The sequence below is a fragment of the Streptomyces sp. NPDC053432 genome, assembly GCF_055585365.1.
This window is the reverse complement of sequence record NZ_JBVJKF010000003.1, coordinates 264,838-288,191: the sequence shown is the minus strand read 5'-3', so window position 1 is coordinate 288,191 and position 23,354 is coordinate 264,838. Positions and strand designations below refer to the sequence as shown.

The following is a 23,354-nucleotide window of genomic DNA, read 5'->3' as shown; positions in this document are numbered from 1 at the left end:
GCACGGCGACGGCGCCATGACCCCCGCGCCCGCCGGCCCGTCCCCGGGAGTGCGCCGGATCAGCCTGGACGCCGCGGGGATCCCGCTGTCCGCCCTGCTCTGCGAGGCGCGGGGCGGCGCCCCGCGGGCCACCGTGGTCGCGGTGCACGGGGCCGGCATGAGCGCCGGCTACTTCGACGGCCAGGCCCTGCCCGACCTCTCCCTGCTCACCCTCGGCGCACGGCTCGGCTTCACCGTGCTCGCCGTCGACCGGCCCGGATACGGGCAGTCCGCGGGCCCCCTCCCCGAGGGGCAGGGGCTCACCGAGCAGGCGGCCACCCTCGCCGCCGCCCTGCTCGACTACCGCTCGCGGTTCCGCACGGGCGCGGGGGTCTTCCTGCTGGCGCACTCGTTCGGCGGGAAGGTGGCCCTGCTCACCGCGGCCGGCCACGCCCCGCCGGACCTGCTCGGCGTGGAGGTGTCCGGCTGCGGCCACCGGTACGCGCCGGACGCCCCCTCGGGCGCGGAGGCGGCCCGCGGGGGCAGGCGGAGCTGGGGGCCGCTGAACCTCTACCCGCCGACCACCTTCGTGACCAGCGGCTCGGTGATCTCCCCCGTCCCGGCCCTGGAACAGGCGGACATGGGCCGCTGGCCGGGGCTGTTCGAGGACGTCGCGAGCCGCGTCCGCGTGCCCGTGCGCTTCACCTTCGCCGAGCACGAAACGTGGTGGCGGCACGACCCGGAGGCGCTCGTGGAGCTGAGGTCGCTGCTGTCCGCGGCGCCCCGGCTGTGCGTGGAGCGGCAGCCGGGGGCGGGCCACAACATCAGCCTGGGATACGCGGCCCGCTCCTACCACCTGCGCTGCCTCGGCTTCCTGGAGGACTGCCTCCTGCCGGCCGGCGCGGCGGCCCGGCCGGTCGCGGGCGCCCAGCCGGTGACCACCGGTCCGGGACAGTGCGAGGTATAGGCCGCCGCTTCCGGACCCCGGCCGCGATTCCCGTGCCCGCCCCGCCTCCGTTCCCCGCCTCCGTCCGCGCCCCGCTTCCGTCCCCGCCCCGCCTCCGTCCCCGCCCCGCCCCGCCTCCGCCCCCTGCCGCTCCCCGCCGCTCCCCTTTTTCGCTCACTCGTCCGGCCCAGCACGCCACGGCGTCCTCCCCCGCCCCGCCCCATGCTCGGAGCATGGAATCCGTGGAATCCCGGGCCGATGCCCTGATGGACGGCCTGCGGGCCGACCTCGAACGGCTGGCGGCGATACCCTCCATCGCCTTCCCCGGCTACGACCCGGAGCCCGTGGAGGAGGCGCACGACCTGATCGCGGCCCTGCTCCGCGAGGCCGGGGTGCCCACCGTCGAGCGGATCGACCTCCCCGACACGGCCCCGGTGATCTACGGCGAGATCCCGCCCCCGGAACCGGACGCGCCCACCGTCCTGTTCTACGCGCACTACGACGTCCAGCCGCCCGGCGCCCCCACCCTCTGGCTCTCCCCGCCCTTCGAGCCCACCCCCGTCCCCGGCGGCCTGCGGGCCCGCGGCATCGCCGACGACAAGTCGAACGTGATCGCCCTCCTCGGCATGCTGCGGCTGTACGGCGGCCGCCCGCCCGTCGGGATCAAGCTGGTGATCGAGGGGCAGGAGGAGTACGGCAGCGCCTTCGACGACTACCCGCCCTCCGACCCGGGCCGCTTCGCCTGCGACGCCATGGTCATCGCCGACCTCGGCAACCTGCGCCCGGGCACCCCCACGCTGACCACCGGCCTGCGCGGGGCCTGCGAGGTGACGGTGGAGGTGCGCACCCTCGCCGAACCGCGCCACAGCGGGGAGTTCGGCGGCGCCGCACCCGACGCGCTGCTCGTGCTGCTCCGGGCCCTGGCCACCCTGCACGACGCCAACGGCGACGTGGCCGTGCCGGTGCTGCGCCGCGACCCCTGGGAGGGGACCACCTACACCGAGGAGGAGTTCCGCGAGCTCGCCTCCGTCCTGGAGGACGTCCCCCTCATCGGCACCGGGTCCCTCGGCGAACGGCTCTGGAGCGGTCCGGCCATCACCGTCATCGGCCTCGACGCGCCCTCCGTGGAGCACGCCGCCTCGGCGGTGGTCCCGTACGCCCGGGCCAAGCTGAACCTGCGCTTCCACCCGCACCGGGACGCGATCGAGGCGCGGGCCGCACTGGTCGCCCACCTGCGCGCGCAGCGTCCGTTCGGCGTCGCCCTGAAGGTAACCCCGGGCGACACCGGGCCCGGCTTCGAGGCCCGCACGGGCGGTCCCGCGTACCGCGCGGCGCTCACCGCGCTGAAGGAGGCCTGGGGCACGGAGGCCTCGTACGTGGCCGCGGGCGGCTCCATCCCGCTGGTGCACGGTCTCGCGAAGGCGGCTCCCGGCGCCGAGGTGCTGCTGTTCGGCGCGCAGGACAGCATGTGCAACCTGCACGCCCCCAACGAGCGCGTCCTCCTCACCGAGCTGCGCAACACGGTCGTGGCGATGGCCGCCTTCGTACGGGAGTACGCGGCGGACTACCGGGCAGCGGGGGAAGCCCGGTGACCGCGGCGCCCCCGCGGCCCCCGCCCGAGACCGGACCTCAGGCCTCCGGGGAGCCGCCGAAGCGCTCGCGGTAGGACTCCAGGTCCTCCTCGGTGATCCGGGCGAAGAGCACCGGCGGCACCGTGAACGGGGTCCCGGCCGGGACCGCGTCCAGGGCCCTGGCCCGCTCGGGGGTGATCCAGGCCGCGTTGTCGTCGGCCAGCGCGAACGAGGAGCGCATGGCGCGCGCGGAGGCCGGGATGAACGGCTCGGAGACCACCGAGTAGAGGTGGATGAGGTTCATCGCGGTGCGCAGGGTGAGGGCGGCGGCCTCCAGGTCGGTCTTGACCTCCAGCCAGGGGGCCTTCTCGTCCAGGTAGGCGTTGCCGGCCGACCACAGGGCGCGCAGCGCGGCCGCGGCCTTGCGGTACTGGAGGGTGTCCATGTGGCCCTCGTACTCGGCCAGCAGCTCGGCGATCTGCTCGCCGAGCTTCGCCTCCGCCTCGCCCGCCGGGCTGCCCGCGGGGACCTCGTCGCCGAACTTCTTGCGGGAGAAGGTGAGCACGCGGTTGACGAAGTTGCCGAGGGTGCCTCCGAGGTCCTTGTTGACCGTGGCGGCGAAGTGCTCCCACGTGAAGGACGAGTCGTCGGACTCGGGGGCGTTGGCGATGAGGAAGTAGCGCCAGAAGTCGGCGGGCAGGATCTCCAGCGCCTGGTCGGTGAAGACGCCGCGCTTCTGCGAGGTGGAGAACTTGCCGCCGTAGTACGTCAGCCAGTTGAAGGCCTTGACGTAGTCGACCTTCTTCCACGGCTCGCGGGTGGCCAGTTCGGTGGCGGGGAACATCACCGTGTGGAACGGGACGTTGTCCTTGGCCATGAACTCGGTGTAGCGGACGTCCTCGGCCTCGTACCACCACGACTTGTAGTCGCGGGTGGCCGGGTCCAGGTCGGACCACTCCTTGGTCGCACCGATGTACTCGATCGGCGCGTCGAACCACACGTAGAAGACCTTGCCCTCGGCGGCGAGCTCCGGCCAGGTGTCGGCCGGCACCGGGACGCCCCAGTCGAGGTCGCGGGTGATGGCGCGGTCGTGCAGGCCCTCGGTCAGCCACTTGCGGGCGATGGAGGAGGCCAGCTGCGGCCACTCCTCCTCGTGCTCGGAGACCCAGGCCTCGACCTCGTGCTGGAGCTTGGACTGCAGCAGGAAGAGGTGCTTGGTCTCGCGGACCTCCAGCTCGGTGGAGCCGGAGATGGCCGAGCGGGGCTCGATCAGGTCCGTGGGGTCCAGGACGCGGGTGCAGTTCTCGCACTGGTCGCCGCGGGCCTTGTCGTAGCCGCAGTGCGGGCAGGTGCCCTCGACGTAGCGGTCCGGCAGGAAGCGGCCGTCGACCGGCGAGTAGACCTGCCGGATCGCGCGCTCCTCGATGAAGCCGTTCTCCTGGAGCCTGCGCGCGAAGTGCTGGGTGATCTCGCGGTTCTGCTCGGAGGAGCTGCGGCCGAAGTAGTCGAAGGACAGCTCGAAGCCGTCGTAGACCGCCTTCTGGGCGTCGTGGGCCTGCGCGCAGAACTCGGCGACCGAGAGGCCGGCCTCCTTCGCGGCGAGCTCGGCGGGGGTGCCGTGCTCGTCGGTGGCGCAGATGTAGAGGACGTCGTGGCCGCGCTGGCGGAGGTACCGGGAGTACACATCCGCCGGAAGCATCGACCCGACCATGTTGCCCAGGTGCTTGATCCCGTTGATGTAGGGAAGCGCGCTGGTGATCAGGTGTCGAGCCATCCTCGGATGCTCCATTTCATTTGTGCGGTACGTGCGGAACTACGTGACGTGACGATCCGGATAGAAAGCCCATGCTACAGGCGGCCGAGTCGGCGGCGACCTGCAGGGATAAGCGAAGGGCATATGCGTAAGCGTCCGGCGGAGCCCCCGTGTGATCGACTTCGATCACGAAACGATCATCACCGAACGTAATATTTCCAGGTTTCTCCTCTGCGCCCCCGGAGTGCGCCCGCGCTGATTACGTGTCCCCGCACAGGGGATGAGGTGGAACGGTGAGCGATGGCGGACCGGAGGAGTCCGGTGGGGCCGTGGGACTGCCGAGCCGGCGGCGACGGCCGACGCCCATGAGCCAGTGGGACCCGGCTGCGCGCGTCTCGTACTGGGCGTTCCACGCCAACAGGCGGCCCTCGTACATGCGTTTCGCGTACCTGCAGCTGGGATCGGACGCGGCGGCGGAGGAGGCGGTGGACGCCGCCTTCGACTCGATCATGGGCGAGTGGCTCCGGATGCTCCACATGGACCGCCTCGACGCCTACGCCTGGACCGTCCTCAAGCAGTGCATAGTCAGCCGGCAGCACCTCCTGAACCCCTGGCGGCGGCGGCCGGAGCCGATGGACATCAGCGCCTTCGAGGCGGCGCTCAAGGAGGCGCAGGCCGATCAGTACGAGGTGCTGACCGACACCATCCGCTTCTACTCCGCGGTGGCCCGGCTGGCCGAGCGCCAGCGCGACGCCGTACTCCTGCGGTACGGACTGCGCTGCTCCCCCGGCGAGGCCGCCGCCGTGATGGGCGTGGACGAGGCCACCGTCCGCTCCTACCTCCGCCAGGCCCACCGGCGGCTCGCCCGCCTGCTCGACGCCTCGGCGGACCGGGCCGAGCGGACCGAGGGCGCCGACTCCGCTGAACCGGCGGAGTCGTCGGAATCAGCGGAATCAGCGGAATCAGCCGGATCATGAAGCGAGACGAACGGCAGGACGGCGACGAGACCCCCCGCTCCCTGGCCCGGTTCCTGGCCCGGGCGGGTGTCCGCGACCGCTACCCGCACTACGACCTCGGCGCGGCCGAGGCCCGGCTGCTGCGCGCCACCCCGCACACGCCCGTCCCCGGACACCGCGCCCGGTGGCGCGCCGCCTTCGGCTGGAGCGACCCGGTTCGGGACTGCCCGCTGGACGCCGAACGGGCCCGCCGCGACCTCAAGGCAGCCTGCCTGGCCGCCGTGTGCGCGCCCAGGGCCGTGGCGCAGCTGGACTCCTTCGTCATGGGCGGGCACACCGACCTGGCCGGGGCCACCGTGTTCGGCTGTGTGCTGCACCTGGCGGGGCTGCGCGAGGGCGCCCTCTTCTGGTGGCAGTTCGCCGCCGGCTGGGGCAACGCTCGCACCACGGCCGCCGCCTACTGCCTCTTCCTCGACCACTCCCGGCGCGGCGAGCACCACGACGCCCGGCACTGGGCGCGCGAGCTGGGCCGGCGCGGCTTCCGGCCGGGCGGCCGGCGGGACCTGCGCGAGGTACGGCTGTGCGCACAGGCCGCCGTCCTGCGGCACGTGGACCAGCGGGAAGACCCGGATCTGGGCCCGGTGCCGCTGCCGAGGCCCGGGCTGTCCGGGGTGCTGGCGGCGTTCCGGCCGCTGCTGCCCGTGCCCGCCGTCACGGTGACCGCGCCCTCCTGGCCCGCGGCGCCCGCCGCCCGGCCGGCCGTCGGTCCGCTGCGCCACCCGGCGCTGACGGCGTCCGCGCGCGGCACCGTCGTCCAGGCCGGGGCCGGGGAGGCCCTGGCGGAGGCGCGGCGTGCGCTGGCCGTCGTACGGGTCCTCGAACGGCACCCGCTCGGTGTGCGGACCGCGCAGCTGGCGCGGGAGACCGGGCTGGCCGAGGCGGAGCTGCGGCCGCTGCTGTCCATGCTGTGCGAGGAGGAGTACGCGTACCGGCCGGGCGCGGGGGTGTACGGGCGCGGGGAGGCTCTGGACCGGCTCGCGGCCCCCGGCGGCCACGGCCTGGCGGACCAGCTCCAGCGCACGCTGGCCCTGGCCCGGGACAGCGCGGGCGCCGCCGTGTACTTGAGCCGCTACGCCGAGGGCGAGGTCCGGATCACGCAGATGGCGGACGGGCCGGGGGCCCCGCCGGTGCGGGAGTGGGTGGACTTCCGGGCCGCCGCGCACGCCAGCGCGGTCGGCAAGTGCCTGCTGACCCAGCTCGACCACGACCGGCGCGCCGACCACGTGGCCCGCCACCGCCCGGCCCGGCTCACCCCGCGCACCATCACCGACAGCCGGGCCCTGTTCACCGCCCTGGACGCGGTCGCTCCCGGCGCACCCGTCTTCGACCTGCGCGAATACGCCCCCGGGGTGGTGTGCTCGGCGGTCCCGATCGCCACCGGCGACGCCGCCGGAAGCCTGGCGCTCTCCCTGCCCGCCGCCCACGCCCACCGGCTGCGCCCGGCCACCGAGGCCCTGCGCCGCAAGGCCGTCCCGGTGCTGCTGGCGCTGCTCCTGTCGGGGGCGATCCCGCCGGACGCCCCCGCCGGATCCGGGGACGCGGCTCCGGTGCCGCCCCCGCCGGTCAGGGCGCCGGTCACGGCGGAGACCCTGCGCCACCTGCGACGGCTGTTCCGGACCCCGCTCACGGGCTCCGCCGGCCCGGCCGACGGCCCTCACCTGGTCAGCGACCCGGAGGCGGGCGCGGCGTACCTCTTCGACGCCGCCGCGGCCGGCGGGCCCGGCCTGGCCCTCCCCCACACCTTCACCCCGGTCACCCCGGGCAGCCTGACGACTCCGGGCGGGCTGGTGGTGCTGCGCACGTGACGGACGGACCCGTGCGGGAAGGGCCACGCGGGAGGACCGTGCGCGAAGACCGTCCGGAAACGCAGAAGAACCCCACCGAAGTGGGGTTCTTCTTTCTGTGTCCGAGGGGGGACTTGAACCCCCACGCCCGATAAAGGGCACTAGCACCTCAAGCTAGCGCGTCTGCCATTCCGCCACCCGGACTAGGTGACCGCCCGGTTTCCCGCGGCGACATGGACAACAATAGCAAAGGATTGACGGGGCTCAGACCACTTATCCGCGCGGCCCGTGTTCCGCCACGCCGTGCTGACCTGCAGGCATGCGGAGAGCGGCTCCCGGATGGCGAGACCGGCTGGACAGCGGGGCGCCCCGGGCGGTCGGATGTGCACGCACACGTCCGGGGGGAGCCGCGCATGGGAACCGAGCATCAATCCGAGCACCGCGTCAGCACGTTGGAGCTTTTCTTCGACCTCGTCTTCGTCTTCACGATCACCCAGCTGACGGTGCTGCTGGCGGACGACATCGGCCTGCGCAGCGCGGGGCAGGTGCTGCTGATCTTCACGGTGCTGTTCTGGATGTACGGGGGCTACGCCTATCTGACCAACCAGGTGCCGCCGGACCGGCCCGTGCGCCGGGTGCTGCTCCTGCTGGCCATGGGCGCGTTCCTGGTGTGCGCGCTGGCCGTGCCGACCGCCTTCGGGGGCGGCGGTGTGGCCTTCGGGCTGGGTTACCTCATGGTCGTGCTGGTGCACGCCGCGCTGTTCACGGAGGCCCACGGGCGCGGGGTGGTCTGGTTCGCGCTGCCGAACACGCTGTCCGCGCTGTCGGTCACCGCGGCCGGGCTGTTCGACGGGCCGGCCGCGTGGGGGCTGTGGGTGCTGGCGCTCGTGCTGCAGTTCGCGACGGCCTCCATCGTGCGGCGGCTGGCCGCGCGGGGGCCGCAGGCCCGGACCGGGGACCAGCACGGTGCGATCAGCGCCCCGCACTTCGTGGAACGGCACGGGCTGCTGCTGATCATCGTGTTCGGCGAGTCGGTGATCGCGATCGGCATCGGCGTGGGCCCGGTGCCGCCGACCCTCGGGATCGTCACCGGCGCGTTCCTGACGCTGGCCGTCGGCGCCGCCCTGTGGTGGATGTACTTCGTCCGCGACGAGGGCCGGGCCGAGGAGGTGTTCTCCGGCACGCCGCCCGAGCGGCGGTTCAAGCCGGCGCTGCGCGCGTACTACTACGCGTTCATCCCGATGCTGCTGGGCATCGCCGCCTTCTCGGCGGGCGTGAAGAAGACCATCGGGCACCTCGGGGAGCACCTCGCCGCGGGCCCGGCCGCCGCCCTCGCGGGCGGGGTGGCCTGCTACCTGGCCGGGGACGTGGCCTTCCGGCTGGTGCTGGGCATCAGGCCCGTGCGCTTCCGCGCGGCGGCGGTCGTGCCGGTGCTGGCCACCGCCGCCGCCGGGATGCGGCTGGGCGGCGCGTGGCAGCTGGTGGCGCTGGTGCTGGTGCTCGTCGGCGCGCTGGCCGTGGAGGGGCGCGCCGTACGGGCGGCCGGGGTCAGGGGCAGCGGATGACCTGGCCCGCGTAGGAGAGGTTGCCGCCGAAGCCGAAGAGGAGGACGGGGGCTCCGGAGGGGATCTCACCGCGCTGGACCAGCTTGGACAGGGCCATCGGGATGCTGCCGGCCGAGGTGTTGCCGGAGTCGACGACGTCGCGGGCGACGACGGCGTTGACGGCGCCGATCTTGGCGGCGAGGGGCTCGATGATCCGCAGGTTGGCCTGGTGCAGGACGACCGCGGCGAGGTCCTCCGGCAGGATCCCGGCCTTCCCGCAGACCTTGCGGGCGAGCGGCGGGAGCTGGCTGGTGGTCCAGCGGTAGACGGACTGGCCCTCCTGCGCGAAGACCGGCGGGGAGCCCTCGATGCGGACGGCGTTGCCCATCTCCGGGACCGATCCCCACAGCACGGGCCCGATGCCGGGCTCCTCGCTGGCCTCGACGACTGCCGCGCCGGCTCCGTCGCCGGTGAGCACGCAGGTGGTGCGGTCGCTCCAGTCGGTGATCTCGGTCATCTTGTCCGCGCCGATCACCAGCGCGCGGGTGGCCGAGCCGGCCCGGATGGCGTGGTCGGCCGTGGCCAGGGCGTGGGTGAAGCCCGAGCAGACGACGTTGATGTCCATCACGGCGGGGCCGCCGCCCATGCCCAGCTTGGCTGCCACACGGGCGGCCATGTTGGGCGAGCGGTCGATCGCGGTGGAGGTGGCGACCAGGACGAGGTCGATGTCGTCCGGGGTCAGACCGGCGCCGGCCAGTGCCTTGCCCGCGGCCTGGAAGGCCAGCTCGTCGACCGGCTCGTCCGGGCCCGCCACGTGGCGGGTGCGGATGCCGACGCGGGAGCGGATCCACTCGTCGGTGGTGTCGACCATGGCCGCGAGGTCCTCGTTGGTGAGCACTTTCGCGGGCTGGTAGTGCCCTAGCGCCACCACTCGTGAACCGGTCATGGGCGGGGTCCCCCCTCGTACGGAAGTCAGGATCACCCAGCTTTGCCTGCTACTGACGGGTACGTGTGCGTGTGACCCGACAGGATTCCGGGGCTGCATTTTGGAGATTCCCGAGGATCCGGCTGCCGGGGGCGGCGCTCGAAGCGGAACCGGGACAATGGCTCCGTCGGATGCGGACGAGGAACAGAAGGTTGGACTGATCACCATGGGACGGGTCACCGAGCGCCGTCGCGTCGTCCGGATCCGGGGCGGAGTGGCGGGTGTGCGCCCGGACACGCTGGTGGCCGAGGAGCCCCTGGAGATCCGCCTGAACGGAAAGCCGCTGGCCATCACCATGCGGACGCCGGGCGACGACTTCGCGCTGGCGGTGGGTTTCCTCGTGAGCGAGGGCGTGCTGGCGGCGGCCTCGGACGTCCAGGCCGTCACCTACTGCGAAGGCGCGGCCGAGGACGGGTCGAACACCTACAACGTGGTCAACGTGCAGCTGGCCGCCGGGGTTCAGGTGCCGGACATCACGCTGGAGCGGAACGTCTACACCACCTCCTCCTGCGGCCTGTGCGGGAAGGCGAGCCTGGACGCGGTCCGTACCGCGACCCGGTTCGCGGGGGCGGCGGCGGATCCGGTCCGGGTTCCCGTGGAGGTCCTCACGGGGCTTCCGGACGGGCTGCGCGCCGCGCAGAAGGTCTTCGACCGCACGGGCGGGCTGCACGCGGCCGGGCTGTTCACGGCCGGGGGCGAGCTGCTGGACCTGCGGGAGGACGTGGGCCGGCACAACGCGGTGGACAAGATAGTCGGCCGGGCCCTCCAGGCGGGACGGCTCCCCCTGGCGGGGGCGGTCCTGCTGGTGTCGGGCCGGGCCTCCTTCGAGCTGGTCCAGAAGGCCGTGATGGCGGGCATCCCCGTCCTGGCGGCGGTCTCCGCGCCGTCCTCCCTCGCCGTGGACCTGGCCGTGGAGTCGGGGATGACGCTCGTCGGCTTCCTGCGGGGGCCTGACATGAACATCTACGCGGGCGAGGAGCGGATCATCCGGTAGGGGCGGCCCGGCCCGTGCCGGCGCGGTTCAGCGGCGGCCGCGCCGGCCACGGCGGGTGGAGTCCGGCTTCGGCTTCGGTTCCGGCGGTTCGATGCGGTGCAGGTCCAAAGTGGCCGGCACCGGGGCGGTGCCGGGGCCGCCGGACTCGGCCCAGGCGATGATCTCGTCGGTGGCGGTGTCGTCCAGGGCCCAGCCGAACCAGGCCGCGCGCGCCCCGCGGCGGCGCGCCTCGCTGGTGGGCTGGACCACGATGACGTTGGCCTGGGCGCAGGGGCCGAGGCAGTCGCTCGTACGGACGGCCAGCCGGCCCCCGGAGGCCGCGGCGGCCTCGCGCAGCCGGGCGAGCTGTCCGGCGTGGTCGGTGCCGGGGTTCTTGCGGGGGTCGCCGCAGCAGCAGCCGCGGCAGACGACCAGGGTGCAGGGGCGTTCGGCGTGGGCGGCGAGCGGGCGTATCCAGGTCACCACCGAACGTTATCGGGCCTGGCCGGTGGGCTGTTGGGAGGGGAGGGAGACCTCCGCCACACGGTCTGCGGCGGAGCCGGGCTCCGGCGGGTCCTGGGCGCGGCGGCGGGCGAGGACGGCGCACACCATCAGCTGCATCTGGTGGAAGAGCATCAGCGGGAGCACCGCGAGGCTCGCCTGGGCGCCGAACAGGACGCTGGCCATGGGGAGTCCGGCGGCGAGGCTCTTCTTCGACCCGGCGAACTGGATGGCGACGCGGTCCGCGCGGGCGAAGCCGAGGCGCCGGGATCCGTACCAGGTGACGAGGAGCATCACGGCGAGGAGTACGGCTTCCACCGCCATCAGGGCGCCGAGGCGCGGGAGGCTGACCTGGTGCCAGATCCCGGCGGCCATGCCGGCGCTGAATGCCGCGTACACGACGAGCAGGATCGAACCGCGGTCGACGAGGCCGAGCACCTTCTTGTTGCTGACGAGGAACCCGCCGACCCAGGGGCGCAGGGCCTGGCCGAGCAGGAACGGCAGCAGCAGCTGGAGGACGATCTTGAGGAAGGAATGCAGGGAGAAGCCGCCCGCGTCCCCGCCGAGCAGGCCGGCGGCCAGGAGCGGAGTGAGCAGGATCCCGGCGAGGCTGGAGAAGGAGCCGGCGCAGATCGCGGCGGGGACGTTGCCGCGGGCGATCGAGGTGAAGGCGATGGAGGACTGGACGGTCGAGGGGACCAGGCAGAGGAAGAGCAGACCGCTGTGGAGCGGGGGCGTGAGCAGGGTGGGGACGAGGCCGCGGGCGGCCAGGCCGAGGAGGGGGAAGAGGAGGAAGGTACAGGCGAGCACGGTCAGGTGCAGCCGCCAGTGGCGCAGGCCGTCGAGGGCCTCGCGGGTGGAGAGGCGGGCGCCGTAGAGGAAGAAGAGCAGGGCCACGGCCGCGGTGGAGGCCCCTTCGGCTACGCCGGCGGCCGGGCCGCGCGCGGGCAGCAGCGCGGCGAGGCCGACGGTGCCGAGGAGGGCCAGGACGTACGGATCCAGGGGCAGCCGGGCGGGGAGGTGCGGGCGGCGCATGTGCGGGTGCTCTTTTCGCTGTCGGGGGCTCGGGGACGGACGGACGGTGCGGTTTCGCGCGCGGCGATGCCGCCGAGCCGGTACCCGCCAGACACCGTCCCGCGCGGCCCGGAGCCGCACGGGCGGCCGGCCTGCACGGCCAGGTACCCGCGCCGGGCCTGCGCAGCCGGATGCCGCACGGGCGCGCCGCTTGCGCGGGGCGAGTACCCCACGGGCGGCCGGCCCGCGCGGGCCAGTTTCCGCACGGCCGCCGGGCCTGCGCAGCCGGATGCCGCACGGGCGTCGTCGCCCTGCGCGGGACGGGTACCGCACGGGCGCCCGGCCTGGCGGGCCGGATGCCCCACGGGCGTCGGCCCTGCGCGGGCCTGATGCCCACGGGCGCCCGGCCTGCGGGCCGGGTACCGCACGGGCCCGGGCCTGGGCGGGCCGGATGCCGCGCGGGCGCCTGCCTGGGCGGGACGGGGCTGCGCGGAGCACGAGCCGTGCGGGCGCGGTGGGGTGGACGTCTGCGTTCCATCGTCGCGGGTCGGGCGGTGATCGGGAAACCCGTACACCGTGCTCACTGCCATCGCGCCGCGTGATGGGCGCGGCGTACGCTGGCCGGTGTGTACGACCCCGTCCAGCTGCGCACCTTCCTGACCGTGGCCCAGACGCTGAGCTTCACGCAGGCCGCCGGACGGCTCGGCGTGCGGCAGTCCACCGTCAGCCAGCACGTGCGGCGGCTGGAGGACGCGACGGGCCGGCCGCTGTTCGTCCGGGACACGCACAGCGTGGAGCTGACGGAGGACGGCGAGGCGATGCTCGGCTTCGCGCGGACCATCCTGGAGGCGCACGAGCGGGCGGCGGCCTTCTTCACCGGGACCCGGCTGCGGGGGCGGCTGCGGTTCGGGGCCTCCGAGGACTTCGTGCTGACCCGGCTGCCGGAGGTCCTGGAGGGCTTCCGGCACGAGCACCCCGAAGTGGACCTGGAGCTGTCGGTGGAGCTCTCGGGGACCCTGCACGAGCGGCTCGACGCCGGGCGCCTCGACCTGGTGCTGGCCAAGCGGCGCGGACCCGGGGACGAGCGCGGGCGGCTGGTGTGGCGGGACCGGATGGTGTGGATCGGGGCCGAGGGGCTGCGGGTGGATCCCGAACGGCCGGTCCCGCTGATCGTGTTCCCGCCCCCGGGCATCACCCGGGCCCGGGCGCTGGAGGTGCTGGAGCGGGAGGGGCGTGCGTGGCGGATCGCGTGTACGAGCGGCAGCCTGAGCGGGCTGATCGCGGCGGCCCGCGCCGGGCTGGGCGTGATGGCCCATACGCGGGGGCTGATCCCGCCGGGGCTGGTGCGGGTCGGCGGGCTGCCGGAGCTCGGGCCGGTGGAGTTCGCGCTGCTGCGCGGGGCACGGCCGTCCGCTGCCGCGGAGGCCCTGGCCGCGGCCGTGCTCGCCGGCGGCGACCGGCTGAGCCGCCCGGCGTGACCGCGGTGCGGGTACGGGTGCGGGGGCGCCGCGTGCGGTGCCGCTGCGCGGAGCCGGGCCCCATCCCGCCCTTTCTCCGTTTCCCGTGGCTCCGCCCCGGGCCCCGGTCCCCGGTCCTCGAACGCCGGACGGCTGGAACTCTCAGCCCCGCCGGCGTTTGAGGCGCGGGGGTCCGGGGGCAGGGCCCCCGGCAGCGGCGGGGCCGGGACGCAGCGGCGAGCAGGGCTCTGGGGAGGTCTTGTGGAGGTCTTCCGCTGCAGATCAACCCCCGTTTACCGTGCGGTAGGTTCACCGCGGCGCGCGGAGAGGAGCGGGGGCTTGAAGGAGATCACCGTCCCGCCCGTCGTCACGGGCACGCCCGTCGGCGGACTGGCGGACGTCGTGTTCCAGTACGCGCGGCAGGAGCCCGACCGGGTGGTCCTGGGCCGCAAGAGCGGCGGGGTCTGGCAGGACGTGACGTCCGGGGAGCTGGCCGCCGAGGTGCTGGCGCTCGCCAAGGGGCTGCTGGCGCAGGGGATCCGCTTCGGGGACCGGGTCGCGATCATGTCCCGTACCCGGTACGAGTGGACGCTCTTCGACTTCGCCCTCTGGGCGGTCGGCGCGCAGCCCGTCCCCGTCTATCCGACCGCCTCCGCCGAACAGGTGCAGTGGATCCTGTCCGATTCCGCGTGCACGGCCTGCGTCGTGGAGAACGAGGACCAGGCGATGACGGTGGGCTCGGTCGTCGACGGGCTCCCCCTGCTGCGCAGGCTCTGGCAGCTCGACGCCGGGGCGGTCGGGGAACTCGTCGCGGACGGGGCGGGGGTCGCCGAGGACGTGGTGGACCGGCACCGCCGCGCGGTGACGCCCGATGCGACGGCGACCGTCATCTACACCTCCGGGACCACCGGCCGGCCCAAGGGGTGCGTGCTCACCCACGCGAACTTCATGTACGAGACGGACACCCTGGTCAGCCGCTGGGAGTCGGTGTTCCAGGCCCGGCAGGGCGAGCAGCCGTCCACCCTGCTCTTCCTGCCGCTGGCGCACGTCTTCGGGCGGATGGTGGAGGTGGCCGCCGTCCGCTCGCGGGTCAAGCTCGGGCACCAGCCGGTGCTGGCGGCCGCGGAGCTGCTGCCGGACCTCGCCGCGTTCCGGCCGACGTTCGTGCTCGGGGTCCCGTACGTCTTCGAGAAGATCTTCGCGGCGGCACGCCGCAAGGCGGAGGCGGAGGGCCGTACGGGCCCCTTCGACCGGGCGGTGGAGACGGCCGTGCGGTACGCGGAGGCGCGCGAGCAGAAGGCCTTCGGCACCGGGCCCGGCCCCTCGGCCGCGCTGCGGATGGAGCACCAGCTCTTCGAGAAGCTCGTCTACGGGAAGGTCCGCGAGGCGCTGGGCGGCCGGGTGCGGCACGCCATGTCGGGCGGGTCGGCGATGTCGCGCCGCCTGGGGCTCTTCTTCGACGGCGCCGGGATCACGGTCTTCGAGGGGTACGGCCTGACGGAGTCGTGCGCGGCGGCGACGGCGAACCCTCCCGGGGCGACGAAGTACGGCACGGTCGGGCGGCCGATCCCGGGCAGCACCGTGCACATCGCGGACGACGGGGAGATCTGGCTGCACGGCGGGCACGTCTTCTCCGGGTACCTGGGCGACCCCAGGGCCACGGAGGAGGTGCTGCGCGGCGGCTGGCTGGCCACCGGTGACCTGGGGCGGCTGGACGAGGACGGCTACCTCACGATCACCGGGCGCAAGAAGGAGATCCTGGTGACCTCCAACGGCAAGAGCGTGGCCCCGAACGCACTGGAGGAGCGGGTCCGTTCGCATCCGCTGGTCTCGCAGTGCGTGCTCGTGGGCAACGACCGGCCGTACATCGCGGCCCTGGTCACCCTGGACGTGGAGGGGATCGCGCACTGGCTGTCGATGCGCGGCCGGCCGCAGCGGGCGGCGGAGGAGCTGGTGCGGGACGCGGATCTGACGGCGGAGGTCCGGCGGGCGGTGGTGGCCGCGAACACGCTGGTCTCGCAGGCGGAGGCGATCCGCGCCTTCCGGGTGCTGGCCGGGCAGTTCACGGAGGAGCGGGGGCTGCTGACCCCCTCGCTGAAGCTGAAGCGCCGGGCGATCGAGAAGGCGTACGCGAAGGAGGTCGCGGCGCTCTACGAGTCCTGACCAGGGGCGCCACCGCCCTCCCCAGAGCCTGTAACGCGAACTGACGGTTCGTCACTTCCCTGTGTGATGGATATTGACGGACCGTCAGGTCACGCACAGAATGCGGGGATTCCGACCGGAGGGGATCCCCGACATGTTGCGTCCGATCCGCACCCTGGCCGCCGCGGCAGCGGCGCTCGCGCTCGTAGCCGCCTGCAATTCCGCCTCCACCAAAGGGAACTCCAAGGGCGGCGCGGGCGACGCGCCCGGCGACCGCCGCGGGGTGACCGCCGAGTCGGTCAAGGTCGGCGGCATCGTGTCGATGACCAGCGCCAGCGGCTACAGCAAGAAGGACACCGATCTCGGCGCCAGGGCCCGCTACATGAGAGCCAACGCCGAAGGCGGCGTCAACGGCCGCAAGATCGAGTACCTCGGTGCGGAGGACGACGGACAGGACCCGGCGAAGAACCTCAGCGCCGCCCGCAAACTCGTCCAGCAGGACAAGGTCTTCGCCGTCGCGCCCATGAGCTCGGTGACCTTCTCCGGCGCCGACTTCCTGGAGCAGGAGAAGGTCCCCACCTTCGGCTGGGGCACCCTGCCCTCGTTCTGCGGGCCCAAGTACATCTACGGTTTCAACGGATGCCTGGTGCCCACGCCCGGCGGTACCCTCAACCAGACCTGGCCCGAGGGCATCGGGCAGGTCCTCGGCGGCGCCCGGGGCAAGTCGGTCGCGATCATCGCCAACGACAGCGACGCCGGGAAGTTCGGCATCCGCACCTTCCAGCAGGGCTTCACCAGCGCCGGGTTCAAGGTCTCCTACGCCAAGGCCTCCGTGCCCTCCACGGCCGTGCCGAGCGACTGGTCGGCCTACGTCAAGGACATCCTGGAGGGCGAGGGCGGCAAGGCCCCGGACGCCGTCGTCTCCGTCATGCAGACCCCCAACAACATCGGGCTGTTCACCGCCCTCAAGCGCGCCGGGTACAAGGGAGTGCTGTCCGACCCGACCGACTACGACCCCGGTCTGCTCGCCAAGGACGCCACCAAGCAGGCCCTCGACGGGGTGCACGTCCTGCTCCAGTTCCAGCCGTTCGAGTCCACGGACCCGCAGATGGCGCAGTTCAAGGCCGACATCAAGGCGGCGGCGGGCGGCCAGGACGTCCCGCTCAACATGCACATGCTGACCGGCTACATGTCGGCCGACCTGTTCGTGTCCATCGCCGGGAAGGCCGGCCGGGATCTGACCGTCGAATCCTTCCAGGCCGCCGCACAGGCCTTCTCCGACAAGGGCACGCTCGTCGGCGACCGGGCCGAGCCCAAGGGGCAGAAGGACAGCTTCGGCTGCGGAGCGCTCGTACAGCTGAAGAACGGCGCGTACGAGGTCTCCGTACCGTTCAAGTGCTACGAGCCCATCCCCTTCAAGTAGGGGCGGGGCAGGACCATGGGTGATCTGCTCGTCTTCGTACTGAGCGGCCTGGTCTCCGGCGCCCTGTACGCCCTGCTCGCCACGGGGCTGGTGCTGTCGTACTCGGCGTCCGGGCTGTTCAACTTCGCGCACGGGGCCACCGCCTACCTGTGCGCCCTGACCTTCTACGAAGTGCACTCGGGTCTGGACTGGCCCGCGGTGCCCTCGGCGCTGCTGGTGGTGTTCGTCCTGGCCCCCGCCCTCGGGTGGGCGCTGGACCGGCTGATGTTCCGGCGGCTCGCCCGGGTCGGCGAGACGGCGCAGATCGTGGCCACCATCGGACTGCTGGTGGCCCTGCCCGCCGCCGGGCTGTGGGCCGTCGAACTCCTCTCCGACGCGGGCGCCCCCGTGAAACCCGCGGAGAACCAGTTTGGGCTGCCGGGAGTGGGGCCGAGCCCCGCGAGGTCCTGGCAGCTCGCCGAGGGGGTCGGCATCGACTCCGACCAGCTGATCACCTGGACGGTGACGGCGGTCGTGGCGGTGGGCCTGTGGGTGCTGATGCGGCACACCAGGCTGGGGCTGCAACTGCGGGCCGCCGTCGACAACCGCTCGCTGACCGAGCTGCGCGGGATCAGCGCCGACCGGCTGTCCTCGGTCGCGTGGATGATCTCGTCGGGGCTGGCCGGCCTGGCGGGCGTGCTGGCCACCCCGCTGCTCGGTCTGTCGGCGCACGACTTCACCCTGTTCCTGTTCGTGTCGGCGACGGCCGCGGTCATCGGGCGGTTCGCGTCCGTGCCGCTCGCCTTCGCCGGCGGACTCGGGCTGGGCGTCCTGCAGAACCTGGTCGCTGGCTACGCCTCCTTCGCCGAATCCGTCACCGGCTTCCGGACGGCCGTGCCCTTCCTCATCCTCTTCGGCGGGCTGCTGGTGCTGACCCGCCGGGCCCGGGCCGCGGGGGTCGCGGCCGCGGACGCGCCGCCGGTGGACCACCTCGCCGGTGCCTCGTGGGGGCGCCGGTGGGGGGTGTGGGCGGTCGGCGCCGTGCTGCTCTGCGTGGCGTTCTACACCGTGACCACACCGTTCTGGAGCGGGATGCTGGCCCAGGGGCTGGCCATCGCGCTCGTGTTCATGTCCTTCACCGTGGTGACCGGGCTCGGGGCGATGGTCTCGCTGGCGCAGGGCACGTTCGTGACGGCGGCCGCGCTGGTGGCCGGACTGCTGATGAGCCGGGGCTGGCCGTTCGTGGCGGCGCTGGCGGTCGGCACGTGCGTGGCCGCGCTGCTGGGGGCGCTGGTCGCCCTGCCGGCGCTGCGGCTGGGCGGCAGGTCGCTGGCACTGGCCACGCTCGCCCTGGCGTTCCTCGCGGACCAGGTCCTGTTCCAGCTGCGGTGGCTGCGCAACGGCGACTCGGGATGGTCGGTCCCGCGGCCGGTGTTCGGTCCGGTGGACCTCTCGGACGACCGGGCGATGGGGGTGGCCCTGGTGGTCCTGGTCGCGCTGGTGGCGGCGGGGCTGGGCGCGCTGCGCGACTCCCCGTCGGGGCGGGCGATGCTGGCGGTCCGCTCGGCCCCGGCGGCGGCGATGGCCTCGGGTGTGTCCGTACTGCGCACCAAGCTGACGCTGTTCACGCTGTCGGCGGGGCTGGCGGGCTTCGGGGGCGTCATGTACGCCTCGTACAACACCCGTATCACGGCGACGGACTTCACGGCGATGACGGGGCTGGTGTGGCTCGCGGTGGTGGTGGCGGCGGGGGTTCGGCGGCCGGTGTACGCGGTGGTGGCGGGGCTCGTGTTCGCCGCCGCGCCGAGGCTGCTGGCGGATTACGTGACCTCGTCCGCGCACCTGCCGGTGATCCTGTTCGGCCTCGCCGGGCTGGCCCTCGCCAATGACCCCGACGGGTACTGCGCGGCCGTGCCGGTGCGGTTGGCCAAGCGGCGCGCGGCCCGTACCCCTGCGGGGCTCTCCCCCACCCCGCCCCTTCCCGAACCTCGGGGCTCCGCCCCGGACCCGTCGGGGGCTCCGCCCCCGGACCCCCGCGCCTCAAACGCCGGCGAGGCTGAATTCGTCCCCGTCGGCGCTGTGATCACGGACGGCAGCGGCCGAATTCCAGCCCCTCCGGCGTTTGAGGAGCGGGGTCCGGGGCGGAGCCCCGGTTCGGGAAGGGGCGGGGTGGGGGACGAGCCGCCCGCGGGGCCCGCCTCCGCACCCGCCCTCGAGCTGCGTGGCGTGACGGCCGGGTACGACGGGGGGCTGGTGCTCCAGGGAGTGGACCTGGCCGTGCGGGCAGGGGAGATCCTCGCCGTGCTCGGGCCCAACGGCGCCGGCAAGAGCACCGCCTGCCGGGTGGCGGCGGGGGCCCTGCCCGTCACCACCGGCGCGGTCCTCACCGACGGCCGCGACGTCACCCGCGACGGCCCGGTGCTCCGCTCGCGCGCCGGCGTGCTGCTCGCCTCCGAAGGCCGGGGGATCTTCCCCGCGCTCACCATCGAGGAGAACCTGGCGCTGTACCTCGGGGCACCCGACGCCCGCGCCGCCGTGTACGACCGCTTCCCGCGGCTCCGGGATCGGCGCGGGGTGCCGGCCGGGGCGCTGTCCGGCGGGGAGCAGCAGATGCTGGCGCTGGCGCCGCTGTTGCAGCGGCCACCGCGGGTGCTCATCGCCGACGAGCCCTCGCTCGGCCTCGCCCCCCGCGTCGTGGACGAGGTGTACGCGGTGCTCACCGAGCTCCGCGACGCCGGTACCGCCCTGCTGCTGGTGGAGGAGAAGGCCGCCGAGATCCTCGGCATCGCCGACACCGTGGCCTGCCTCTCGCAGGGCCGGGTCTCCTGGTGCGGCCCGCGCGCCGAGGTGGAGGCGGACCGGCTCGCCGAGGCCTACCTGGGGACGGGGACATGAGCGAGGACAGAGACGGCTACGTGCTCCGGGCCAGCGGCGTCGGCGTGCACTTCGGCGGGGTCCAGGCCCTGGCCGGAGTGGACCTCGGGATCCGCGCGGGCGAGGTGTGCGGGCTGATCGGACCGAACGGGGCCGGGAAGACCACCCTGTTCGACGTCCTGTCCGGGATCCGGCGCCCCGACCAGGGGCGGCTGCTCCTCGACGGGGCCGACATCACACGCCGCTCCCCCGTCTGGCGGGCCCGGCACGGCATGCGCCGGACCTTCCAGCGGCAGCAGCTCTTCGGGCAGCTCAGCGTGGCCGACAACGTGCTGGTCGCGCAGGAGTGGCGGGGCGGCGGGGGCGGGCTGGCCGCCGATCTGCTCGCCTCGCCGGCCCGGCGCCGCCGGGAGCGCGAGCGCCGGGCGCGCGGCGAGCGGGTGCTGGCGGACTGCGGGATCGGTGCGCTCGGCGCCTCGTACGCCGGTGGTCTGCCGGTCGGGCAGGCCCGGATGGTGGAGCTGGCCCGCGCGGTGGCCGACCCGCCGCGGGTGCTGCTGCTGGACGAGCCCGCGTCGGGGATGTCCGCGCCTGAGCGGGAGCGACTCGCCCGGGTGGTGCGGCGGCTGGCCGAGGAGGAGGGCTGCGCGGTGCTGCTGGTCGAGCACGACGTGGCCTTCGTGATGGACCTCTGCGCCCGTGTGGTCGTACTGGACCTCGGCTCGGTGCTCGCGCAGGGCACGGCGGCCCAGGTGCGGGCCGATCCGGCGGTGCGGGAGGCCTATCTGGGGACCCGGTGACCCGGCCGGGTGGTGGGACCCGGCCGGGGCGGGCGGCCGGGAATACGTCGTACGGGGGGCCGGTTGTGGCCCCTCGTACGAAGCCGTACCGCCGACGCGAGGAATCAGGACACGTGAACCAGGTCCCCACCATCAAGCTCAACAACGGCACGCTCATGCCCCAGCTCGGCTACGGCGTCTGGCAGGTTCCGGACGCGGAGGCGGAGCGGGCCGTCGGCACGGCGCTGGAGGCGGGCTACCGCAGCATCGACACGGCCTCCATCTACGGCAACGAAACCGGCACGGGCAAGGCCATCGCCGCTTCCGGGATCCCGCGCGAGGAGCTGTTCGTCACCACCAAGCTGTGGAACGGGCCTTCGCGGACGTGGGACCGGGACGCGGTGCTGCGCGCCTTCGACGAGTCCCTCGACCGGCTGGGCCTCGACCACCTGGACCTGTACCTGATCCACTGGCCGCGCCCGATGCGCGACGACTTCGTCTCCATCTGGAAGACCTTCGAGGAGATCACCGAGAGCGGCCGCGCCAAGGCCGTCGGCGTGTCGAACTTCCGTGCCGAGGACCTGGAGCGGATCGCCGCCGAGAGCCCGCTGGTCCCGGCCGTGAACCAGATCGAGCTGCACCCGCTGTTCCCGCAGGCCGAGCTCCGTGCCGAGCACGCGCGGCGCGGGATCGCCACGGAGGCCTGGTCCCCGCTGGGCCAGGGTCAGGAGCTGCTCACCCTGCCGGCCGTCACCGCCCTCGCCGAGAAGTACGGGCGCAGCGCCGCGCAGGTCGTGCTGCGCTGGCACCTGCAGCTCGGGAACATCGTGATCCCGAAGTCCGTGACCCCCTCGCGCATCCGGGAGAACCTGGACGTCTTCGGCTTCGAGCTGGAGGCGCAGGACGTCGCCGCGCTGGAGGCGCTGGGCGCGGGGCCCGCGGGCCGGCGGATCGGGCCGGACCCGGCCGCATTCGACGTGTGAGGCCGGGCGGGTGAATCCTCCCGAGGGGGTATACCGGATCCGCAACGTGGAGAGCGGGCTGGTACTGCAGCTGGAGGGCGCCTCCCGGGTGCGGGTGGGTCCGGACGGGCCGCCCGCGCCGGAGGCGGCCCGTCGCTGGCGGATCGCGCCGGTGCACAGCGGCGGCGGGGTCTTCCACGTGGTGAGCGAGGACAACGAGCGGCGTCTGGACGTCGCCAACGCCTCGACGGAGAGCGGTGCCCGGGTGCAGGTGTGGCGGGCCAACGCCTTCGGCGCGCAGGAGTGGCTCGTCGAGCGGCACGTGGACGATCCGGGGGTGGTGTCGCTGGTGGCGTGCATCAGCGACCTGCTGCTGGAGGCCGACGAGGAGGGCCGCGCCCGGCAGGGCGAGGACACCGACTCGCCGGCCCAGTGGTGGCGGCTGGAACCCGCCTGACCCCGCCCCGCCGGTGTCAGAGGCGTACGAAACCGCGCAGCCGGTACGTCGGTTCCGCGCGCGGCACGTCCTGGTCGGGCAGGAGTTCCAGGCGGGCGGCGAGGTCCGCCGCGGTGATGCCGCGCGGGACCACGCGCGAGGCGTAGCGGCCCGCGAGCAGCGCCTCGGCGGAGGCGCGGGGGCTGCGGCCCTGGCCGTGGCCCCGGAAGCGGGCCTCACCGGCGGGGCGCAGGCCCGCGCGCGCCGTGTAGGCCTCGACCTCCCCGGAGGAGTCCGCGGGGGTCGGGGTCAGGTGTGCGGCGAAGACGGCGTCGATGTCGCTGCCGACGTCGTGCGCGGAGTCCTTGTCGACGGTGGTGACGAACACCCCGCCGGGCCTCAGCACCCGCGCGGCCTCGGCGATCACGGCCGGCACCAGGCCGGGTGCGCGCAGCAGGTGCAGCAGCCACACCGCGCTGACCGCGTCGAGGGAGGCCGATCGCACGGGCAGCCGGGCCGCGTCGGCGAGCACCACGGGCACCCCGCGCCGCAGGGCCGTGGCGGCCATGCCGGGCGAGGCGTCCACGCCGAGGACGCTGAGTCCGGGGCGGGTGAGCCGGGCGGTGACGATGCCGGTGCCGCAGCCGAGGTCGAGCAGGGTGCGGGTGCCGGCGGGAAGCAGACCGAGGACCGCCGCGGCGGCGGCCTCGGCACGCGGGACGCCGCCGCGGGTGGCGTCGTAGACCTCGGCCTCCGCGTCGTAGTCGAGCAACGGTCTGAGGTCCGTTGTGTGCGTGGTCATCAGCTCGCGCCGTGGGCGGGGGCGAGGGCTTCGACGCGTTCGGCGAGCGCGAAGTCGGTGGCGGTCACCACGCCTCCGGCGTCGTGGCTGTTCACGGAGAGCCGGACGGTGTTGTAGCCGAGGGTCAGGTCGGAGTGGTGGTTCAACTCCTGCTGCACGCTGGCGATGTGGGCGACGAGGGCGCTCGCCGCGAAGTGCGTGTCCAGCCGGTAGGTGCGCAGGATGCGGTCGTCCTCGAAGGCCCAGCCGGGAAGTTCCCGCAACCGGTCCTCGATCTCCTTCTGCGACAGCGGCTCACTCGGCATGCACCGGCTCCTTTTCCCCGTGACGTGTAGTCAAGGTTCCCACAGCGCACGCCCGGGCAACCCTTTCGCGCCATAGTGCGCTCGGGTGCTCCTGCGCCTTCCGTGCCCGCCCCGCCCCCCATATGCTCC

General features: G+C 73.8%; 18 protein-coding genes, 1 tRNA gene and 1 pseudogene. 13 read left to right on the top strand and 7 right to left on the bottom strand.

Annotated features, from left to right (window positions below; translation table 11 throughout):
• Window positions 1-16 precede the first annotated feature (16 nt).
• Both ACZ6Y1_RS07395 and ACZ6Y1_RS07390 read left to right on the top strand, forming a co-directional pair.
• The gene (locus tag ACZ6Y1_RS07395) at window positions 17-946 is read left to right on the top strand and encodes an alpha/beta hydrolase (protein WP_469624420.1); all 930 of its coding nucleotides are present in this window, start codon (window positions 17-19) and stop codon (window positions 944-946) included.
• A 212-nt stretch (window positions 947-1,158) separates the two neighbouring features.
• Window positions 1,159-2,517, top strand: a complete 1,359-nt coding sequence (locus ACZ6Y1_RS07390; RefSeq protein WP_469624417.1) for a M20/M25/M40 family metallo-hydrolase — start codon at window positions 1,159-1,161, stop codon at window positions 2,515-2,517.
• A 37-nt stretch (window positions 2,518-2,554) separates the two neighbouring features.
• On the opposite strand, the gene metG is transcribed toward ACZ6Y1_RS07390, so the two are convergent.
• Complete coding sequence (gene metG / locus ACZ6Y1_RS07385; protein ID WP_469624414.1) at window positions 2,555-4,270, bottom strand: methionine--tRNA ligase; 1,716 nt, start codon at window positions 4,268-4,270, stop codon at window positions 2,555-2,557.
• Between the two features lie 272 nt (window positions 4,271-4,542).
• Here metG and ACZ6Y1_RS07380 point away from each other — a divergent pair, with 272 nt between their 5' ends.
• Window positions 4,543-5,226, top strand: a complete 684-nt coding sequence (locus ACZ6Y1_RS07380) for a sigma factor-like helix-turn-helix DNA-binding protein (protein ID WP_469624411.1) — start codon at window positions 4,543-4,545, stop codon at window positions 5,224-5,226.
• 815 nt (window positions 5,227-6,041) lie between these two features.
• A pseudogene (locus tag ACZ6Y1_RS07375) lies at window positions 6,042-6,761 on the top strand (IclR family transcriptional regulator domain-containing protein); the annotation flags it as partial.
• Window positions 6,762-7,168: 407 nt separating this feature from the next.
• Here ACZ6Y1_RS07375 and ACZ6Y1_RS07370 read toward each other — a convergent pair.
• Window positions 7,169-7,253: transfer RNA gene (locus tag ACZ6Y1_RS07370), tRNA-Leu, on the bottom strand.
• A gap of 209 nt (window positions 7,254-7,462) precedes the next feature.
• On the opposite strand from ACZ6Y1_RS07370, the gene ACZ6Y1_RS07365 reads away from it, so the two are divergent.
• Window positions 7,463-8,614 carry a low temperature requirement protein A gene (locus ACZ6Y1_RS07365; protein ID WP_469624408.1) on the top strand — a complete coding sequence of 384 codons (1,152 nt, stop codon included), beginning with the start codon at window positions 7,463-7,465 and terminating at the stop codon, window positions 8,612-8,614.
• Here the strand turns inward: ACZ6Y1_RS07365 and ACZ6Y1_RS07360 are convergent.
• Window positions 8,598-9,539 carry a beta-ketoacyl-ACP synthase III gene (locus ACZ6Y1_RS07360; protein ID WP_469624406.1) on the bottom strand — a complete coding sequence of 314 codons (942 nt, stop codon included), beginning with the start codon at window positions 9,537-9,539 and terminating at the stop codon, window positions 8,598-8,600. The two genes, ACZ6Y1_RS07365 and ACZ6Y1_RS07360, sit on opposite strands and share 17 nt — an antisense overlap.
• A gap of 205 nt (window positions 9,540-9,744) precedes the next feature.
• Between ACZ6Y1_RS07360 and fdhD the strand changes: the two genes are divergently transcribed.
• The gene (fdhD, locus tag ACZ6Y1_RS07355) at window positions 9,745-10,572 is read left to right on the top strand and encodes a formate dehydrogenase accessory sulfurtransferase FdhD (protein WP_469624879.1); all 828 of its coding nucleotides are present in this window, start codon (window positions 9,745-9,747) and stop codon (window positions 10,570-10,572) included.
• Window positions 10,573-10,599: 27 nt separating this feature from the next.
• On the opposite strand, the gene ACZ6Y1_RS07350 is transcribed toward fdhD, so the two are convergent.
• Window positions 10,600-11,034, bottom strand: a complete 435-nt coding sequence (locus tag ACZ6Y1_RS07350) for a (2Fe-2S) ferredoxin domain-containing protein (RefSeq protein WP_469624404.1) — start codon at window positions 11,032-11,034, stop codon at window positions 10,600-10,602.
• A gap of 9 nt (window positions 11,035-11,043) precedes the next feature.
• The gene (locus ACZ6Y1_RS07345) at window positions 11,044-12,087 is read right to left on the bottom strand and encodes a bile acid:sodium symporter family protein (protein WP_469624402.1); all 1,044 of its coding nucleotides are present in this window, start codon (window positions 12,085-12,087) and stop codon (window positions 11,044-11,046) included.
• 605 nt (window positions 12,088-12,692) lie between these two features.
• On the opposite strand from ACZ6Y1_RS07345, the gene ACZ6Y1_RS07340 reads away from it, so the two are divergent.
• From ACZ6Y1_RS07340 to ACZ6Y1_RS07310, 7 genes are all read left to right on the top strand, one after another.
• Entirely contained in the window at window positions 12,693-13,544 is an 852-nt protein-coding gene (locus ACZ6Y1_RS07340; protein WP_469624400.1) for a LysR substrate-binding domain-containing protein, read from the top strand.
• Between the two features lie 318 nt (window positions 13,545-13,862).
• Entirely contained in the window at window positions 13,863-15,686 is a 1,824-nt protein-coding gene (locus tag ACZ6Y1_RS07335) for an AMP-dependent synthetase/ligase (protein WP_469624397.1), read from the top strand.
• A 133-nt stretch (window positions 15,687-15,819) separates the two neighbouring features.
• Window positions 15,820-17,088 carry an ABC transporter substrate-binding protein gene (locus ACZ6Y1_RS07330; protein WP_469624394.1) on the top strand — a complete coding sequence of 423 codons (1,269 nt, stop codon included), beginning with the start codon at window positions 15,820-15,822 and terminating at the stop codon, window positions 17,086-17,088.
• Window positions 17,089-17,103: 15 nt separating this feature from the next.
• The gene (locus ACZ6Y1_RS07325) at window positions 17,104-19,962 is read left to right on the top strand and encodes an ABC transporter permease subunit (protein WP_469624391.1); all 2,859 of its coding nucleotides are present in this window, start codon (window positions 17,104-17,106) and stop codon (window positions 19,960-19,962) included.
• A complete protein-coding gene (locus tag ACZ6Y1_RS07320; RefSeq protein WP_469624388.1) occupies window positions 19,959-20,741 on the top strand; it encodes an ABC transporter ATP-binding protein in 783 nt (260 codons plus the stop codon). The genes ACZ6Y1_RS07325 and ACZ6Y1_RS07320 overlap by 4 nt, the downstream gene beginning before the upstream one ends.
• A 113-nt stretch (window positions 20,742-20,854) precedes the next feature.
• Window positions 20,855-21,703 carry an aldo/keto reductase gene (locus tag ACZ6Y1_RS07315; RefSeq protein WP_469624385.1) on the top strand — a complete coding sequence of 283 codons (849 nt, stop codon included), beginning with the start codon at window positions 20,855-20,857 and terminating at the stop codon, window positions 21,701-21,703.
• 10 nt (window positions 21,704-21,713) lie between these two features.
• Window positions 21,714-22,139, top strand: coding sequence for an RICIN domain-containing protein (locus ACZ6Y1_RS07310; RefSeq protein ID WP_469624382.1), 426 nt, complete (start codon window positions 21,714-21,716; stop codon window positions 22,137-22,139).
• 16 nt (window positions 22,140-22,155) lie between these two features.
• On the opposite strand, the gene ACZ6Y1_RS07305 is transcribed toward ACZ6Y1_RS07310, so the two are convergent.
• Together ACZ6Y1_RS07305 and ACZ6Y1_RS07300 are read right to left on the bottom strand one after the other, a co-directional pair.
• On the bottom strand, window positions 22,156-22,920 hold the full coding sequence (locus ACZ6Y1_RS07305) for a class I SAM-dependent methyltransferase (RefSeq protein WP_469624379.1): 765 nt from the start codon (window positions 22,918-22,920) through the stop codon (window positions 22,156-22,158).
• A complete protein-coding gene (locus ACZ6Y1_RS07300) occupies window positions 22,920-23,225 on the bottom strand; it encodes a 4a-hydroxytetrahydrobiopterin dehydratase (RefSeq protein WP_469624376.1) in 306 nt (101 codons plus the stop codon). The genes ACZ6Y1_RS07305 and ACZ6Y1_RS07300 overlap by 1 nt, the downstream gene beginning before the upstream one ends.
• Window positions 23,226-23,354 lie beyond the last annotated feature (129 nt).